The following is a 16,740-nucleotide window of genomic DNA, read 5'->3' on the forward strand; positions in this document are numbered from 1 at the left end:
AAATTAGTCTTTAATAAAGGTATCAAAAATTATTTTTTACTGAAAGGCCGATTTTCCTTTCCGAATGGAATAAAAAAAACCTTCCGTGTAAGGAAGGCTTGAATTTCATTGTTATTTTTCCTGCATGCTCAGAAAATATTCTGCTTCTGCTTTGCCCCAGTTAGGATCCAGGGCTGTTTTAGGTTTGTAGGCATTAAATTTAGCCAGCGCCTCTTTGAACAGTTCCATACCTTTCGTTTTACTTCCCCCGTACTGCTCAGGTGTAAAATAGACATCTTCTGCTTTGATAAGGGCTATTCTCGGGTTTGAAGGATCAAGCTTCTCTGCAATACCAAGCTCTTCTGTTGCTTTAGCGCCATCCGTCATATAGCGCTGAGCCGGGTTGACCATCATCCTTAAAGAAGCCGCCATTTTTTTCAGCAGATGGATCTCGGCATTGTCCGCTCCGGCAAGATTCTGAGCACTTGCTAAATACTTATCCGCCTGTTCAGCTGTTTCATCCAGCCCCTGCATATTTCCGTTTCTCATCAACAATCTTCCTTTTTGAATCTGTGAGAATGCTGCATAGTATGGCGGAAGCCATTTTGAGCTTTCCTTGCTGCCGATCCTCTGGAAATCATTAGCCAGGGTCTGGAATTCCTCAGGGCTTTTACACGTTTCTGTTTTGGCGATCTTTTCAGCCATTATTTTTTCGTAATCTGCCTGTGCAAAAGCAGTTAAACTCATAAAAGCTAAAGCAAAGCTTAATAGGTATTTTTTCATTATAATCAATTTTTTTAGTTAGTTAATTGCATGTCCGAAGTTATGTATTTTGTGATCATTTATCATATCTGTTGCTGCTATTTTATAAATTATTATTAATCGCGTCCTGCGTTCTGTCCACTCCAAAACTGATGAAGGCTCCTATAAACACAAAGGTATTGACCGGCGGAACTACGGATGAGCTTCTGTTGCCATCCACTGAGAAATTGTACCCATACACATTTTTAGACCCTAAAACATTGGAGACACTCAATACGAAAACGGTAAAAGCTTTGGCATCTTTTTTCCCCAGATTCGGAAGATAATTAAAGCTGATGTTCAGCGCATTATAATCTTTCAGCTTTCCTTCGTTTCTGATATAATTGACCATGTTTCCATTTTCATCTTTCGCTGCTATATCATAATAAGGACGGCCTTTGGAATAGGTATAGGACAGATTGACACCCAGCTTCCATTCCGGAATAAATCTCTTGGCCACCGCAGAAAGGGTATGTGCGGAAGCGAAATTCGGCTTTAAGCTGACCGGATAATTCATAAAATCTCTCTTGGAATCAAGAAATGAATAGCTGATCCAGTAATCAATATTTTCAAAGGTCTTTTTATCTCTCCAGAAAAGCTCCAGTCCTTTTGCATACCCATAGCCATTGTTGTTCAGAGCCGTCTGCACCTGCTGATTCTGCTCTTTGTCCGGTGTGATATTGAATGTCTTGATCAACTGGTCGTATTTTTTATAAAAGGCCTCAAAACGCAAGCTTCTGCCTTCTGATGATCTCTGAACCTGGAAAATATAATGCTGCGATTTCTGAAAATCAAGATCTGCAGGTCCGTTGATATATTTGCTTTCAGGATTCTGGTAAAATAATCCATAGGCAAAGGAAGTCGTCCAGTCTTTTGCCAAACGGTAGGCTAATGCAAAGCGCGGAGCAATATTACTTTTTCCCAGAAAGGAAGAGTTTTCTGCTCTTACTCCTATTTTTGCAGATAATGCATTGCTGAATCCAAGATCTGTTTCTGCAAAAACAGCGGATATAAGATCTTTATAATTCTTCTGTACTTCGCCAAAGTTGAGATTTTCACTCGTATTATTCAATTCAAAACCGGCTCTTACCGCACTGATCTTATTAATTTTACGTTCAAGAACAGCTTTGAAGTTGATATAATTTCCATCCGTTAAAAGTTTAGATCTCCCTGATTCTGCCCCTCCGGTTTCTGTAGAAAAATTAAGGTCAGATCTGTTGTAGGAATAAGAAGTTCCTGTATTTAAAAGGTATTTTCCGAATTTCTGCTTGAAGGACAGATTATGGTAGGTATTTTTTCCTTTAAGCCTTACCAGCGCAAAATCATATTCCGGCTCCAGGCTTTCTGTTTTCACTCCCATTTTATTGGAATCGTACATTCCGTAATATTTTAAAAATCCTCCTGATTTGGTTTTAATTCTGAAATTAAAATCACCGTTTAAGCCCTGCGGAGCATCAATAAAATCTGTATTGAAATTAAAAACTTTCTGCATAACGCTCAAAAGCGAACAACCTAAAGTTGCACCAAAAGAATGGTTTTTATCTTCTCCAAGTTTCTGAAATCCTGCACTCAAAAAGATAGGTGAAATTCCGAAATCATACGAACTCTGATCAGGGAGATCCACGCTTTCCAGCATCAGGGCTCCTGAAAGAGCCTGGCCGTATAATGCAGAATATCCTCCGCTTGAAAAAACATTCCCTTTAAAAAGTGATGTATTGAAACGGTCTCTTCCTGCAATTCCGGGAACAGAACTGGAAAAATAATTATTGATCAGACTTCCATCCATAAAGATCTTGGATTCTGTTCCCGTCCCTCCTCTTATGAAAAGTCCTTCTGTTTCCCCTACTTTCTGAACACCCGGAAGATAATTTAAAGCCGAAGAAATCTGTCCGTCTGCTCCTGCCGTAGTATAAATATCAATAGGAGTAAGTAATGCCGTGGCTCTTTTTTTATCACTGGCTTCTATGGAACCCGCAGAAACTACCACAGCATCAATTTCACTGATCTGTTCTTTGAGTTCTGCACTGACTGAAATATCCTGGTTGTCAATCATAACCGTTTTTTCTACATCCTGGTATTTCGGATGAGTAAACGTCAGGATATGATTTCCTTTTTCTGATGTTTCAAAGGAGAAATTCCCTTGGATATCGGTAGTTGCGCCATCATAAGTATCTTTTAATGTAACATTTATTTCATTAATGCCTTTGCCTTTAAAAGTGACTTTCCCTGAGATCCTGACCTGTGAATATGTGGCAATAAAGGACAGAAAAGCAATTAAAAGCAACAGTTTATTTCCTTGTGGTTTCATAGTTTTTATTTTCGGATCAAAAATAACACGTAACAGGGCTTTCTTTAAAATAAATTTTACTGAAAGGCATACTTTGGCTTCTGAATGGTAAGTTGTTCTGATGCTGTTTGGAAAATAGTACTGAAATCATAAAGTGTTTCGGAAAATCTTTTATAAATTTATCGTTAAATCACTTTAAATCATTTAAAAATGAAAGGACAAACAATAGCATTACTGGCGGGGTGTGCATTTTTAGCGGCTTCATGCTGCACGACAAAAACGTACACGGTAAACGCTAAGAGCGGAACACAGACGGGCGGAACGGCAAAGTTTACCCAGAAAGGGGAAGAGGTAACGATGAAACTTGAGGTAACGAATCTTACTCCTGGTATTCATGCGGTACATATCCACGAAAAAGGAGACTGTTCTGCAGCCGACGGAACTTCTACCGGGGGACACTGGAACCCGGCTAAGGACGACCACGGAAAATGGGGTGCTGAGCATTTCCACATGGGAGATATAGGAAACTTAACAGCTGACCAGACCGGAAAGGCTGTCCTGACTTTCAAAACGAATAAATGGTGTCTGGGCTGCACGGATGAATCTAAAAATATCATCGGGAAAGGGCTTATTGTACATGCATCAGCAGATGATTTCCATACTCAGCCTACAGGAAATGCAGGCGGAAGAGTGGGATGTGTAGAAATTAAATAATTTTCTATTGCAATAAAAAATCCGCTGATGTTTATCAGCGGATTTTTTTGTTATGATTTGCTTCCCATATCGGAAACGATATTCATTGCTTCCTGCAAGTATGGATCTTTTTTAAGATTTTTGATCCACATTTCAGATTTTTTCTTGAAAGCTTCATCTTTTTTCTCTCTTTCCATTTCAGCCGGATACATCATGAATTTAAGGCCGTTTTCAAATTTGCTTAAAGCTTTGAATTTTTCGATCTGAGCTTTTCTCTGCTTCATCAGCTCATTGAACTTATTGATGTTAAGCGTGATGTTCTCTTCTTTATCCAGCTTTTCTCTCCACTGGGCAGATTCAAGCAGAAGCTGATAATTGCTGTTTTTAGCCATTCTGTCTGCGCTTGCTTTTTCAAGAGCCTGAATATTGAAATAGTTCAGTTTCTGGAAATTTGTTCCGGGGATTTTATCCCAGGCCAAGGCATAATCATCATAGCGCTCTCCTACTTCAGCGTAAGTAAAGAAGTCTTTCATCTGGATATCGGAAACAATTCCTTTTCTCTGTGTAGATTCTCCTGTAATTCTGTAGAACTTCTGAATTGTCAGTTTTAAAGATCCGAAATCATCCTCGGTATTTAAGAACCTGTTCAGGTCCACAAAGGTCTGTACGGTTCCTTTTCCGAAAGATTGTGGAGAACCGATAATCATCGCTCTTCCGTAATCCTGCATTACACCGGCAAGAATCTCTGAAGCTGAAGCTGAAAGCTCATTCTGCATGATCACTAACGGACCTGTCCAGATCGGAGTTTCATTTTTATTCTTCAGGGTCTGGATCTTTCCGTTTCCGTCTTTTACCTGTACATAAGGTCCTGCATCCATGAAAAGTCCCATAATATCTCCAACCTCTGTCAACGATCCACCTCCGTTATTTCTAAGATCCAGGACAATTCCTTCAATGTTCTGTTCTTTAAGCTTGATGATCTCATTTTTGATGTCGTCGGAAGCATTTCTCCCTTTGGCATCTTCAAAATCAGCATTAAAGCTTGGAAGATTGATGAATCCGTATTTCTTTCCGTTCGGAGAGTTTACGACAATACTTCTTGCGAATGTATCTTCAATAGCAACTTCCTCACGGATCATTGTTACATCCTTGATTGTTCCGTCTTTCTTCTGAACCGTTAATGTTACGGGCGTTCCTTTTTCCCCTCTGATGAGTCTTACGGCTTCATCGGAAAGCATTCCCACTACATTTACCGCATCTTCTTTCGGTTTCGATTTTACTTTCAGGATCTTGTCACCTTCAGAAAGCTGTTTAGATTTCCAGGCCGGCGCACCTATCGTTAAAGCACCCAGGAAAAGGTTCCCTTTTTTCTCCTGGATAAGAGCTCCGATCCCGATCACTTTCCCGGTGAACTGGGTATCAAAATCTTCCTTATCTTTTGGAGAATAATAATTGGTATGAGGATCGAATACCTCGGTATAAGCATTCATATACACGGTAAACCAATCCATTTTCTTTCTCTTTTTGAATCTTGTGAAGGTATCTTTTACAAGATCTTTCACTTCATCAGTAGCCTTCTTGATCTTCTGATCCTGGTTAAGCGGCTGATATTTAATTGTATCTTTCAGCTTATACTTCTGAACAGAGTCCTTCTTTTCTTTCTGAGCTTCCTCCTTACTGTTCATAGACTCAATTTCCTGAAGGATATTGTATTTGATATACTTTCTCCACTCATTGTACTGTTCCTGTTTGTTGGCGGGTACTTTTTTAAGCTTCGGCTCAAGCGTCAGTGATTCATCTTCCTGAAGATTAATCGGTTTGCTGAAGATATCCTGAGTGATTTTATCAATCTCATCCACTCTCTGGTAAAGTCTGTCGATGGTAAGTTTGTAGAATATCAGGTCGCCCTGGCTGATATAGTCGTCCAGCTTTGCTTCGTGCTTGCTGAATTCGTCCATATCCGACTGCAGAAAGTATCTTTTGGCAGGATCTACCAGTTCGAAATAATGTTTATAAACGTCCCTGGAATAGGCATCATTGATGGGTTTCGGGCTGTAATGTAAATAAGAAAGGGTATTCTTTACGCTTACCATGATCGTCTGCATCTTTTCATCATCGTTCTTTGGCGAGTTGAAACAAAACATTAGACTTGTCAATGGAATTAGGAGTAAAAATTTATTCAGTTTGAAATTTTTCCACATAAACTGTCTTTATTTATTAATTTTTTTAAAATATGTACTACAATTAGTAGCAGCAATTAATTCGCTGTTACAAACTATCAAATTTAATACCTTATTTATAATTATCGGATAGTTTTGAGTATTTTTGTTAAAATTTAATTTTTTTATGGAAAGACCACTTATTCTGGTAACTAATGATGACGGAATCACAGCGCCTGGTATCAGAAACCTTATACAATTCATGAACGAAATCGGAGACGTTATTGTCGTTGCGCCCAACTCTCCCCAAAGTGGAAAAGGCCACGCTATTACAATCAATTCTACCTTAAGCTACGAAGAGGTAACACTGGACGGGCCACAAACAGATTATTCCTGCAGCGGAACACCTGTCGACTGTGTAAAAATGGCTCTCGACAAAATTCTGACAAGACGTCCGGATATTGTTGTTTCAGGAATCAACCATGGAGCTAATTCTTCAATCAATGTGATCTATTCCGGAACGATGTCTGCTGCTGTAGAAGCTGGTGTGGAAGGAATTCCCGCTATCGGATTTTCTCTCCTGGATTTCAGCTGGGAAGCTGATTTTACCCAGGCTAAAGAATACATTCAGAATATTGTAAGAAGAACTCTTGAAAACCCAATGCCAAGAGGAATTGTACTGAACGTTAATATCCCGAAATTAACTGCAGGAGAAATAAAAGGCATAAAGGTCTGCAAACAGGCCAACGCCAAATGGGAAGAGAGCTTTGACGAGAGAGTGAATCCTCACGGAAAAAAATATTACTGGCTTACGGGCTATTTCAACAATATGGATGATTCTGAAGATGCTGATGAAACGGCACTGGCCAACGGATATATTTCAATTGTCCCTGTAAAGTTTGATCTTACAGCTTATGAATATATGAAAACCCTTGAGGAAGTAATGAATTTCAACTGATGTACGGAAAGCTAGATAATCCTGTTTATCATTCACTTAATGAATATCATGAAAAGTTCTGCTTTAATTTTGGGGACACAAAATTTTACAACCCTGAAGTAGCCTCCTTTGGCGGTGCAGCAGAGATTTCAGGAGAAAAAGATATCACTGAGTATGCAAAAATCTGTGATGATTTCCTGATTTTCGGGGCGCAGCCGGATCTTGGAAGTTTAAAAACTGACCTGTCACTGCTTGTGTGCGATCAGTATCTTCTGGAGAACCCGGCTGAGATTGATCTGACCGAGGAAATCACTCAGCTTAAAGAAGAAAACTATGCGGAACTTCTGGCATTTGTAATGAAGTTTTATCCTTATTATTTTAAAGCAAGGACGCCTGAATTGGGCCGATATTTCGGAATCTTTAAGGAAGGTAAATTAGTTGCGGTAACGGGCGAGAGAATGCAGATGAATGACATGACTGAGGTAAGCGCCGTGATCACAGATACAGATCATCTGGGAAAAGGTCTGGCCAAACAATTGGTGGCTTTTGTGTCCGGGAAAATATTTGAAGACGGTAAAACACCTTTCCTGCATGTTGCAGAAAGCAATACCGGAGCTAAAATGCTTTATGAAAAGCTTGGCTTCAGCCATAGAGGAAAAATAAACTTGTGGGGCGTGAAAAGGTAATTTTCCTGCCCTTTTTTATTATCCCATAGATTTCACAAATTTGACAAATGATTGAGCATAAAAATCTGAGCAGATCTGTGAAATCTGTGGGAAATATTTTTAAAATAAAATTTTATCCTCTTTTCTCAATTCCTCGAGGTAGTTAATTTTATCATCCCTGTAAAATAAGTTCATCGTCTCAAAAGGGATCATTTTCAAATCTTTATTGACGATGTGAACACAGGATTTTTTGATGGCGCGCACGTCAAAATCGTGGGCATCCATAAAATTCATAATGATAATTCTGAAGAGATTGTCATAGTCTAAATTCGGGGCCGAAACTTCCGGAAGACAACACAATAACTGGTTTACTTTAGGCTGAACCTTATCTACAGAAATTCCGGTGCTGAAAATATCCAGAAGCTGCATCTGCAGCCCTGCATCCTGTTCATAAACGATGGTGTTTTTCGTTTCATTATTCAGCAAATCAGCAGGATTGATATATCGTGTAAGAGGAATGGTTTCCCCTTCAAGCTTAAGAATATAACCCATCGCCAAAGCATCAGGATTACACGGAACGGGAATAATATCATCGCTATTCAGAAGCGGAAACTGATTTAAAATTTCCTGCCTTACTTCCGTTAAGGTAATTTTTTCATGTGCAGAGTCTTCCCTGTTTCTTCCGGCCACTTCAACGGGCTGAAAGGTGATCCCGCGGACACATTTCTGTTTTAAGGCAAAATCAATCAATTTTCCGATCTCATCGATATTTTTGCCTTTCTGAAGAACAATAACCAAAGTCGTGGAAAGATTTAATTCATTTAATTTTTCCAGGGCTTTCATGCGGACATTCGTCAAATCCTTTCCTCTGAAATCTTCCAGAACTTCAGGTTTAAAAGAATCAAACTGAAGATAAATTTCAAATTCCGGAGCGTAAGTCGCCAGTTTTTCTGCAAAACCTAGATCATTCGCAATACGGATTCCGTTGGTGTTGAGCATCAAATGTTTAATCGGTTTCGATTTGGCAATATCCATAATTTTAAAAAATTCGGGATGAATCGTCGGTTCGCCGCCACTGATCTGCACGACATCCGGCTCTCCCTCGTTTTTAACGATGGTATCAAACATGGCTTCAATCTGCTCTAAGGTCCTGTGACTTCCATAATGTGGTGACGACATGGCATAACAGGTCGGACACGTCAGATTACACCGGTCCGTAACTTCCACAATAGAAAGACAGCTGTGCTGCTCATGATCTACACATAAACCGCAATCGTACGGACAGCCATATTCCACATCGGTTCCGAAATGAACAGGCATTTCCGAGGCTTTATTATAATTTCTGATATTTTTATAGTACTGAACGTCAGAAGCAATCATCGTCTTGAAAAAGCCGTGATCCGGGCATCTCTTGGTCATAAATACCGCTTCATCTTCAATAATTATTTTTGCACCTACCCTTTTCAGGCATTCAGGGCAAAGACTGATTGTATAATCGTAGTACGTATAGTTTCTTACCGGCATAATTTCAATTTTTTACATTCCTCCACAAACAAAACCACTGATCAGTCCACAAATCAATAACGAAATGAGCATCGTCTGCCAAAATTGGGCTTTAGAAAATTTCCTTCCGTCTTTACCTTCATAAATAAACTTTACAATTACGGTAATAACCAATGAAATAACCAGAGAAACAATTACGATTATTCCTATAATCATAGCGACCAGGCCGCCGAGATTACCAACTTCGAGAAGTGTCAGTATTTTCATAATTCAATTGTATTGGTGTTTTTAATCTTATAAATGTAATAAATAATTACTGAAAGGCAGACCAGCTGAATTGTTCCTAAATTTCCGATGACGTCGATTCTGGGCTTAATAAAATCTAAAAAGAATCTGAATGTAAAATAACTGAGCATAAACAGCTGAAAAATAAAGCCTGAAGCATATTTTCTTTTTTTCTCAACGATCTTTAAACAGGTCCACAGAACAATCAAAAAGCCAATTTCATACAATGCAACAGGATGCCTTAAGTATTCATCACCAAGATGCATTCCGAATATTGATGTAGTGGGTAAACCATAAGTTTCTTCGTGGATTCCCGTTAGAAAACAGCCTATTCTGCCGATAATTATGGCTAAAATTAAAGGGTAAACAATCAGATCTCCGGTACTTTCTTTGTGGCCGACTATCTTTTTGGCACATTCAACTCCAATCAATCCAAAAGCTAAACCGCCAACAATGGTATTATTGGTCCAAAATCTTTTAAAGCTAAAGTTTTCAAATAAAACATAAGGATTTTCAAGATTTCCGATGAGCTTTGAACCGATTAGGGCTCCTGCCGTTGCTCCGATAAGAACCGCTGCAGAAGTGTTGAAAGACAGTTTTTCGGTTGATTTTCTTTTTAAATAAAAATAAAAACGCATCCCAAGAAAAATACCCAATGTTTCAAACACAGGATGGGCAAGAACTGTTTTACCGAAAATCTGAAAAGTAACAGGGAAATCCATCCTGTCAAAAGTAGTATATTTAAGGTAAATTACTAATTTTAATTTTTAAACAGCAAATAAATTCACCAAAATGCGAATAGAAAATGATATAAAGCTAGGTTTTAAAGACGTTATGTTCAGGCCCAAACGTTCTACTTTAAAATCCCGCTCAGAAGTAGACCTGGAGAGAGAATTTACCTTCAGACACACTAAAAAGAAATGGAGAGGAGTTCCCCTGATCGCTGCGAATATGGATACGGTAGGAACTTTTGAAATGGCGGTAGAGCTGGCCAAAGACAAGATCATTACAGCCGTTCATAAGCATTATACTCCTGAAGAATGGAGCCGGTTTCTGGACAGCCAGCCTGAAAGCATTTATCAATATATTGCCCTAAGCACCGGTACCGGTAAAGCTGATGAAGAAAAACTAAGACTGATCCTCGAAAAGCACCCAAAAATCGAGTTTCTGTGCATCGATGTAGCCAATGGTTATTCTGAACATTTCGTGGGATTTGTGAAGAAGGCAAGGGCCAATTTTCCTGATAAAATTATCATGGCAGGAAATGTGGTGACAGGAGAAATGGTGGAAGAGCTTCTTCTAGTGGGAGCAGATATCATCAAAGTAGGTATCGGACCAGGTTCTGTATGTACTACAAGAGTGAAGACCGGCGTTGGCTATCCCCAACTTTCCGCTATTATTGAGTGCTCTGATGCTGCTCACGGTCTTGGAGGACACATTATTGCGGATGGAGGCTGTAAAGTTCCGGGAGATGTGGCTAAAGCGTTTGGCGGAGGGGCTGATTTCGTGATGCTGGGAGGTATGTTTGCCGGTCATGATGAAAGTGGCGGCGAGATTATTGAAGAGAACGGAAAAAAATACAGACTGTTTTACGGGATGAGTTCCAAAACGGCCATGGATAAACATTCCGGAGGAGTAGCGGAATACCGTGCTTCAGAGGGGAAAACCGTGAAAGCAGCTTATAAGGGTCCTGTTTCGGAAACGGTGAAGGATATTTTGGGAGGTGTACGGTCTACATGTACTTATGTAGGAGCTTCCAAGCTCAAGGAACTGTCTAAGAGAACCACTTTTATCAGGGTTCAGGAACAGGAGAACCAGATATTTAAAGACTAAATTAGATTCTCGCAGATTTTTCTTTTCCGATCTGGCAAAAAATAAAAACCGGCTGTACAAGTGTTGTACAACCGGTTTTGTTTTGTTTTTATTATTAAGTCAGCATTCCGCCGTCTACGTTCAGGGTTTGTCCTGTGATATAGGAAGACATTTCGCATCCTAAGAATACACAGGCATTGGCAACATCTTTGGTCTGCCCTGCCCTTTTCATCGGAATCCTGTCTCTCCATGCCTGAAGGGTTTTTTCATCCAGATCTGCTGTCATTTCAGTTTCAGTAAATCCTGGAGCAACCGCGTTACATCTTATATTTCTTGATCCCAGTTCCAGTGCGATAGATTTTGTAAATCCTATTACTCCGGCTTTGGAAGCTGCATAATTGGACTGTCCTGGGTTCCCACTGATCCCAACTACAGAAGTCATATTGATAATAGATCCTGATTTAGCTTTCATCATTGGCTTAATAACCGCTTTTGTAAGGTTAAATACAGAATCCAGATTGATTCTCATTACCTGATCCCAGTCTTCTTTAGACATTCTCAACAACAGGTTGTCTCTGGTAATTCCGGCATTGTTGATCAGAATATCGATCTTTCCGAACTCTTCCATTACATCATCGATTAATTTTTGAGCTGCATCGTAATCTGATGCGTCAGACTGATATCCTTTGATCTGGGTTACAGAACTTAAAGCCGCCTCTAATGCTTGAGCCTTGTCTACAGAACCGGCATAGGTAAATGCTACTTTTGCACCCTGTTCAGCATACATTTCAGCAATTTTCTTCCCGATTCCTCTTGTAGCTCCGGTAATTAGTGCTACCTTTCCTTCTAATAGTTTCATCATATCTCTTGATAATTATATTCTTGGTAAATACTTCCGTCTCTAAAAAACGGCAATTTAGCATATTTAATTTTATACTAATTAAGCAGTCCGCAAAGATATTATAAATTGTTATTCAATGCATTTCAAATCATCAAATTAGTGAAATTTTTTCGCTGTTTTTTATCATATTCTAAAGACGGCTGCCGCTGTTTTTAAATCTTGTAAAATAAAGAATATCCGTTTTTTTATCTTTATCCAGTTTCAGAACTTCCTTCTGCCAGTAATATTTATCATAAATAATATCTTTCAAAGGTTCGTTCTGAAAATTTACCACCCCATATTTATCCTGCTTTTTTACGACAATTTCATTTTCAGAATTTTCAAATACAATGATGTCATCGTAGATAAAAGGAACAATTTCCTTTCCTTTTTCATCCAGTATTCCGTACAAATTATTGCTGTTCCTGCAGACTACCGGTTTTGAGTACAGATTAAAAATATTGAAAAAATCAGGTTCCTGCTCTTTAATGAAAACGATGTCTTTCAGAACAGAAACAGACTTATCAAGCACAGAAAACCTATAATAATTGTCCTGTTTTTTAATGATGAGCTGATCGGGATAAAAAGCTATGATCCGGGTATTTTCCTCCAAAATGCTTTTCAGGTCTTTATCCAGAAATTTGTCTTCATTTCCTTTTTTAAGATAAATGAAATCTTTCCCTGAAATGCTGAAGCCCTGTATAAAATCATATTCCTGAGGAGCAATAATATCTCCCCTAAGGTTCACAATTCCCAATTTCTTTGTTTGATCACTGTAGACACTAAAGAGATCATTGAACAACGGCGTTAAATATTTAAAGTTGCTGGGATAAAGCTTTTTGTCTTTCTTATCAAAAACAGTTGTTTTTCCCTTTTTTCTGAGATAAACATATTCTTTTGTTCCAAAATATTCCGGCGAAGCATCATCAAAGATCTCATCAGCGAGGATATTTTCTTCGATATCAACTAAGCCGTATTTTCCTGTAGCCCGGTTTTTTGTGATCAGAAAAGGATATGAAGTAAAACTGTAGATGTATGCCGAAAATTTGTGCAGCGTTTGTCCGTCTTTTCCAATAATTTCACTCTGATTATCTTCATTGATGATCAATGCTTTATCATTTTCAAACTGATAATCTTCTTTAAATTCCCGGTTGCTGATCTGCCTACCCTCCAGATCGTATAAAAACCAACTTTTATCTTTCAATACAAAAAAACGGTCTTCCGTTACGAGCCGGATCCGGTCGAAATAAGGAATAATCTGTTTTCCGTTATAATCAAATGTGGCTTCTTTCCCTTCTTTTGAAGAAATAATGCGTTTTTTGCTGATCCAGGGAGTATTAAAACTCTGGTCATCCAGAGGGAGCAACTGGTTCCCTTTTTCGTCAATGACGGCTGATTTTGTCTTATTATTAGGCTCTTCAGTGGTCAGAATAAACCTGTTTTTAAATATATGTGAAATGCTGTATTTCGATTCAAAAGTTATATTTCCTAATGAATCTACAATACTTCTGGTCTTTGTTTTGGGATCATAAACGGTTCCGTATCCTCCGGAATAGGAATAGGCTTCCTTCCCTATCTTTTTTGATAAAAGAACCTTGGTATACTGATTGGTCTGGGCCATACACACTGACGAACACAGTGCGAAAACTAAATTTTTCAATGAAATTAAATAGAATTATTGACAATAAGAACGATCTCTCCTTTTAAAGTTTTACTTTTAGAAAATTCAATTAATTCGTTGATGGTCCCGCGTTTGGTCTCTTCAAACTTTTTGGAAATTTCCCTGCTCAGACTGGCTTTTGTTTCCTCTCCAAAAAATTCTTTGATCTGCTCCAGGGTGGTATTGATCTTATGCGGGCTTTCGTATAAAACGATGGTTTTTTTCTCTTCTGCAAGCTGTTTCAGCTTCGTCTGCCTTCCTTTTTTCTGGGGTAAAAATCCTGCAAACAGAAATTCATTATTCGGAAGCCCAGATACTACAAGGGCAGGAATTAATGCTGTGGCTCCGGGAAGACATATCATTTCGATATTATTATCTGAGCCTGCTTTTGCCAAAAGGTAACCCGGATCTGAAATTCCGGGCGTTCCTGCATCGGTAATAATGGCAATATTCTGCCCGCTTTTAAGATCAGCAATTACCTTTTCAGTGGCCTGATGCTCGTTATGAAGGTGATAAGATTTTAAAGGTTTGGAGATCTCGTAATGCTTTAAAAGTATTCCTGACGTCCTTGTGTCTTCACATAAAATATAGTCAACTTCCTTAAGGACTTTTACAGCCCTGAAGGTCATATCTTCTAAGTTCCCGACGGGTGTGGGAACAAAATATAAGATTCCGCTCAAAATTATAAGAATTTATTTTCTACCAATATCCAGAGTCTCTGGGCATATTCATCTACTTTACTCCACTTTCTTTCGTAATAAAGATCACTGAGATATTCTTTTGCTTCTTCCAGATTTCTGAAACTGTTAAGTTGGGCCACTGTATCATTCAGATCCGTCTGGCTTCCACCAAAAAGCATTTTTGAAAAGGCAATTCTGTCATTCAGATCGAGTCTGAATTCAGGTTTCACCTTATCAGCCTCCATAAAATGGGTTGGAATATTTGTTTTCAGAATGCTTCCCTGATCTTCTTTTGTTTCAGAAGCGGGCTTTGCTTTCGGTACTTCTCTTTCCAACGGGTCATCATCAAAAAGAGTCTGCACAGCCTTCAATCCTTTGATATTGGCCAATTTTATTTTTTTCTCCTGCTGATAGGCATCCAAATCTTCGAAGCTTTCATCAGAGGATGGTTTTGTTTTTTCTGTTTCGTGAAGAGGCTTTTCTATTTCAACAATTTTCCTTCTGTCGTATACCTCTGCAAGGATGGTTTCTTCTTTTTGTTCTGAAGGAAAATCATTTTTTATTTCGCTGAGAATGCTTTCGACATTAGAAGTTTCTGTCAGCATTTCGCCCTGCTCAACAGTTACATTGGACACACTGAACTGTTCTTCGCTTTCCTCGATCAGCATTTCTTCGTCCAGCATTTCCGTATCAAAGATGCTTGGGATTATTTCTGTTTGTTCTTTGATTTTAGCTTCAGGATGATTATCTGATCCTTCGTTTTCAGGATCATTTGAAGCATCCGTTTCATGTGAAACATTCTCTTCATCTTCTTCAATCTCATTCAACTGATTATTGAAAACAACCTCTTCTTCCGTAAGATCACTGGTGAATAAATCTTCATTGAGACCTTCATCATTATCCGGTTCAGCATCAGCAAGGATTCTTTCTTCATCCACAAAACTAAAGACTTTTTCGCTGACGTTGAAAGACTCATTTTCATCAATTTCGTTTAGCTGATTGTTAAAAACAGCCTCCTCCTCTGTAAGATCATGGTGAGAAACTTTTTCATTAACACTAACAACGTGGTCCTGTGCAAAGTTTTCTTCTGCAAAATTTACAATATTTTCGTGGAATTCATTTTCTACGATCTCATCAAGCTGATGGTTGAATTTTTCCTCTTCATCCCCTGATGCAACTCCGTATTCATCTCCTTCATTTTCATCAATTTCATTAAACTCATTATTGAAGATCGCTTCTTCTTCCGTCACCTCACGATGAGATTCATGGACATCATCCTGATTTGATGAAACATATTGATTTTCTGAATTTTGCTGTGAATTATCTGTTATAAAGTATTCGATATTTTTTTCCAGAAGCCTTAAAAAAGAGATCCTGTTCGCAAGCTCATCCACAAGATCCTGCTTGGAAAGTAATTCATCTACGTTATTTATTTTCTCCAGAATATCAATGATATTCTTGGATTCAAAAAAAATTTTTTCCTTTAAATCTTGGATGTTCTGCATAATAAGAATCTTATTAAAATTGCTTACTTTTGATCTTAAAAATATACGGCTAATTTAACAAATGTTTTTAGAAAATACAATTAATCATTCCAAACAAAGTGGTTGGATGGAAGTTATTTGTGGCTCTATGTTTTCGGGGAAAACCGAAGAGCTGATCCGAAGATTGCGAAGAGCAGAAATGGCGGGCCAGCACGTGGAAATTTTTAAACCGAGACTGGATACACGATATTCTGAAGAGGATGTTGTTTCTCATAACCAGAATAAAATCCGCAGTACAGCAGTAGATAATCCCAATGAAATTCTTCTGTTGGCTTCTAACTGTGATGTGGTAGGAATAGATGAAGCTCAGTTTTTTGACGAAAGCATTGTTGATATTGCCAACCAGCTTGCCAACAGCGGTGTAAGAGTGGTTGTGGCAGGACTTGATATGGATTTTCTCGGACGTCCTTTCGGACCGATGCCTAATCTGATGGCTACAGCAGAATATGTAACAAAAGTGCATGCTATTTGCAAGAGAACCGGTAATCTGGCCAATTACTCTATGAGAATTTCCCAGGGAAATGATCTGGTAGAGCTTGGCGAAACAGAAAGCTATGAAGCAGTAAGCCGCCGTGTTTTTATTGATGAAGTACTTTTGAGAAAAAAATAGTAAAACCACACCAGATCAGTTATCGCAAAGACGTAAAGTAATCAATATCAATCCTTAAAGCATAGGATTTTTTCTCCGATGAAGTTAAAAATGATGCCATGACAGCTGAAATTTTTGATCTTCCATACTTTAAAAACGACCATACCTTGAAAAATAATTTTACACCATTGCGATTGTCAAAAAAAATAAATTAACTTGTAAAGGTAAATAGGTTTAAAAATAACATTTTCAGTTTTTTCTCCGAT

Annotated in this window: 15 protein-coding genes; 5 read left to right on the top strand and 10 right to left on the bottom strand. The window is 38.5% G+C overall.

The genetic code is table 11. The features are described 5' to 3' along the window. Positions 1–111: 111 nt before the first annotated feature. Together AC4IFE_RS05470 and AC4IFE_RS05475 are read right to left on the bottom strand one after the other, a co-directional pair. Positions 112–762, bottom strand: coding sequence for a hypothetical protein (locus AC4IFE_RS05470; RefSeq protein WP_490755464.1), 651 nt, complete (start codon positions 760–762; stop codon positions 112–114). An 82-nt stretch (positions 763–844) separates the two neighbouring features. Next, positions 845–3,088 carry a TonB-dependent receptor gene (locus AC4IFE_RS05475; RefSeq protein ID WP_490755466.1) on the bottom strand — a complete coding sequence of 748 codons (2,244 nt, stop codon included), beginning with the start codon at positions 3,086–3,088 and terminating at the stop codon, positions 845–847. A 189-nt stretch (positions 3,089–3,277) separates the two neighbouring features. Here AC4IFE_RS05475 and AC4IFE_RS05480 point away from each other — a divergent pair, with 189 nt between their 5' ends. Beyond that, entirely contained in the window at positions 3,278–3,781 is a 504-nt protein-coding gene (locus AC4IFE_RS05480) for a superoxide dismutase family protein (RefSeq protein ID WP_490755468.1), read from the top strand. A gap of 50 nt (positions 3,782–3,831) precedes the next feature. Here AC4IFE_RS05480 and AC4IFE_RS05485 read toward each other — a convergent pair whose 3' ends face one another. Continuing rightward, positions 3,832–5,961: a carboxy terminal-processing peptidase gene (locus AC4IFE_RS05485; protein WP_490755469.1), complete on the bottom strand. Its 2,130-nt coding sequence runs from the start codon at positions 5,959–5,961 to the stop codon at positions 3,832–3,834. 145 nt (positions 5,962–6,106) lie between these two features. On the opposite strand from AC4IFE_RS05485, the gene surE reads away from it, so the two are divergent. Then, entirely contained in the window at positions 6,107–6,877 is a 771-nt protein-coding gene (gene surE, locus AC4IFE_RS05490; RefSeq protein ID WP_490755471.1) for a 5'/3'-nucleotidase SurE, read from the top strand. Beyond that, a complete protein-coding gene (locus AC4IFE_RS05495; RefSeq protein WP_490755473.1) occupies positions 6,877–7,542 on the top strand; it encodes a GNAT family N-acetyltransferase in 666 nt (221 codons plus the stop codon). The genes surE and AC4IFE_RS05495 overlap by 1 nt, the downstream gene beginning before the upstream one ends. Before the next feature lie 99 nt (positions 7,543–7,641). Here AC4IFE_RS05495 and AC4IFE_RS05500 read toward each other — a convergent pair whose 3' ends face one another. The 3 genes from AC4IFE_RS05500 to AC4IFE_RS05510 are packed head-to-tail and all read right to left on the bottom strand — an operon-like array spanning position 7,642 to position 10,031. Further along, a complete protein-coding gene (locus tag AC4IFE_RS05500; protein ID WP_490755474.1) occupies positions 7,642–9,045 on the bottom strand; it encodes a radical SAM protein in 1,404 nt (467 codons plus the stop codon). 12 nt (positions 9,046–9,057) lie between these two features. Continuing rightward, positions 9,058–9,291 (bottom strand): hypothetical protein, encoded by a 234-nt coding sequence (locus AC4IFE_RS05505; RefSeq protein WP_490755476.1) that lies wholly within the window; start codon positions 9,289–9,291, stop codon positions 9,058–9,060. Further along, complete coding sequence (locus AC4IFE_RS05510) at positions 9,288–10,031, bottom strand: prolipoprotein diacylglyceryl transferase (RefSeq protein ID WP_490755478.1); 744 nt, start codon at positions 10,029–10,031, stop codon at positions 9,288–9,290. The genes AC4IFE_RS05505 and AC4IFE_RS05510 overlap by 4 nt, the downstream gene beginning before the upstream one ends. A 70-nt stretch (positions 10,032–10,101) precedes the next feature. On the opposite strand from AC4IFE_RS05510, the gene AC4IFE_RS05515 reads away from it, so the two are divergent. Further along, positions 10,102–11,142, top strand: a complete 1,041-nt coding sequence (locus AC4IFE_RS05515) for a GMP reductase (protein WP_490755480.1) — start codon at positions 10,102–10,104, stop codon at positions 11,140–11,142. Positions 11,143–11,236: 94 nt separating this feature from the next. Here AC4IFE_RS05515 and fabG read toward each other — a convergent pair whose 3' ends face one another. The 4 genes from fabG to AC4IFE_RS05535 all read right to left on the bottom strand — a co-directional run bounded on the left by fabG (position 11,237) and on the right by AC4IFE_RS05535 (position 15,846). Then, positions 11,237–11,980 (bottom strand): 3-oxoacyl-[acyl-carrier-protein] reductase, encoded by a 744-nt coding sequence (gene fabG, locus AC4IFE_RS05520; RefSeq protein WP_490755946.1) that lies wholly within the window; start codon positions 11,978–11,980, stop codon positions 11,237–11,239. A gap of 172 nt (positions 11,981–12,152) precedes the next feature. Next, positions 12,153–13,661 carry a WG repeat-containing protein gene (locus AC4IFE_RS05525; RefSeq protein ID WP_490755482.1) on the bottom strand — a complete coding sequence of 503 codons (1,509 nt, stop codon included), beginning with the start codon at positions 13,659–13,661 and terminating at the stop codon, positions 12,153–12,155. Between the two features lie 5 nt (positions 13,662–13,666). Continuing rightward, complete coding sequence (gene rsmI / locus AC4IFE_RS05530) at positions 13,667–14,341, bottom strand: 16S rRNA (cytidine(1402)-2'-O)-methyltransferase (protein WP_223557891.1); 675 nt, start codon at positions 14,339–14,341, stop codon at positions 13,667–13,669. Between the two features lie 2 nt (positions 14,342–14,343). After that, entirely contained in the window at positions 14,344–15,846 is a 1,503-nt protein-coding gene (locus AC4IFE_RS05535) for a DUF8457 domain-containing protein (RefSeq protein ID WP_490755483.1), read from the bottom strand. Between the two features lie 61 nt (positions 15,847–15,907). On the opposite strand from AC4IFE_RS05535, the gene AC4IFE_RS05540 reads away from it, so the two are divergent. Further along, entirely contained in the window at positions 15,908–16,495 is a 588-nt protein-coding gene (locus AC4IFE_RS05540) for a thymidine kinase (RefSeq protein WP_490755484.1), read from the top strand. Positions 16,496–16,740: the final 245 nt, after the last annotated feature.

The organism is Chryseobacterium sp. UF-81, assembly GCF_058245105.1.

Bases quoted from the DNA above. Each gene is read 5' to 3' on its own strand.
- AC4IFE_RS05475 (WP_490755466.1), bottom strand. From the start codon at position 3,088: ATGAAACCACAAGGAAATAAACTGTTGCTTTTAATTGCTTTTCTGTCC.
- AC4IFE_RS05500 (WP_490755474.1), bottom strand. From the start codon at position 9,045: ATGCCGGTAAGAAACTATACGTACTACGATTATACAATCAGTCTTTGC.
- AC4IFE_RS05535 (WP_490755483.1), bottom strand. From the start codon at position 15,846: ATGCAGAACATCCAAGATTTAAAGGAAAAAATTTTTTTTGAATCCAAG.
- AC4IFE_RS05540 (WP_490755484.1), top strand. From the start codon at position 15,908: ATGTTTTTAGAAAATACAATTAATCATTCCAAACAAAGTGGTTGGATG.
- AC4IFE_RS05470 (WP_490755464.1), bottom strand. From the start codon at position 762: ATGAAAAAATACCTATTAAGCTTTGCTTTAGCTTTTATGAGTTTAACT.
- AC4IFE_RS05480 (WP_490755468.1), top strand. From the start codon at position 3,278: ATGAAAGGACAAACAATAGCATTACTGGCGGGGTGTGCATTTTTAGCG.
- AC4IFE_RS05505 (WP_490755476.1), bottom strand. From the start codon at position 9,291: ATGAAAATACTGACACTTCTCGAAGTTGGTAATCTCGGCGGCCTGGTC.
- AC4IFE_RS05485 (WP_490755469.1), bottom strand. From the start codon at position 5,961: ATGTGGAAAAATTTCAAACTGAATAAATTTTTACTCCTAATTCCATTG.
- fabG (WP_490755946.1), bottom strand. From the start codon at position 11,980: ATGAAACTATTAGAAGGAAAGGTAGCACTAATTACCGGAGCTACAAGA.
- surE (WP_490755471.1), top strand. From the start codon at position 6,107: ATGGAAAGACCACTTATTCTGGTAACTAATGATGACGGAATCACAGCG.
- AC4IFE_RS05495 (WP_490755473.1), top strand. From the start codon at position 6,877: ATGTACGGAAAGCTAGATAATCCTGTTTATCATTCACTTAATGAATAT.
- AC4IFE_RS05515 (WP_490755480.1), top strand. From the start codon at position 10,102: ATGCGAATAGAAAATGATATAAAGCTAGGTTTTAAAGACGTTATGTTC.
- AC4IFE_RS05510 (WP_490755478.1), bottom strand. From the start codon at position 10,031: ATGGATTTCCCTGTTACTTTTCAGATTTTCGGTAAAACAGTTCTTGCC.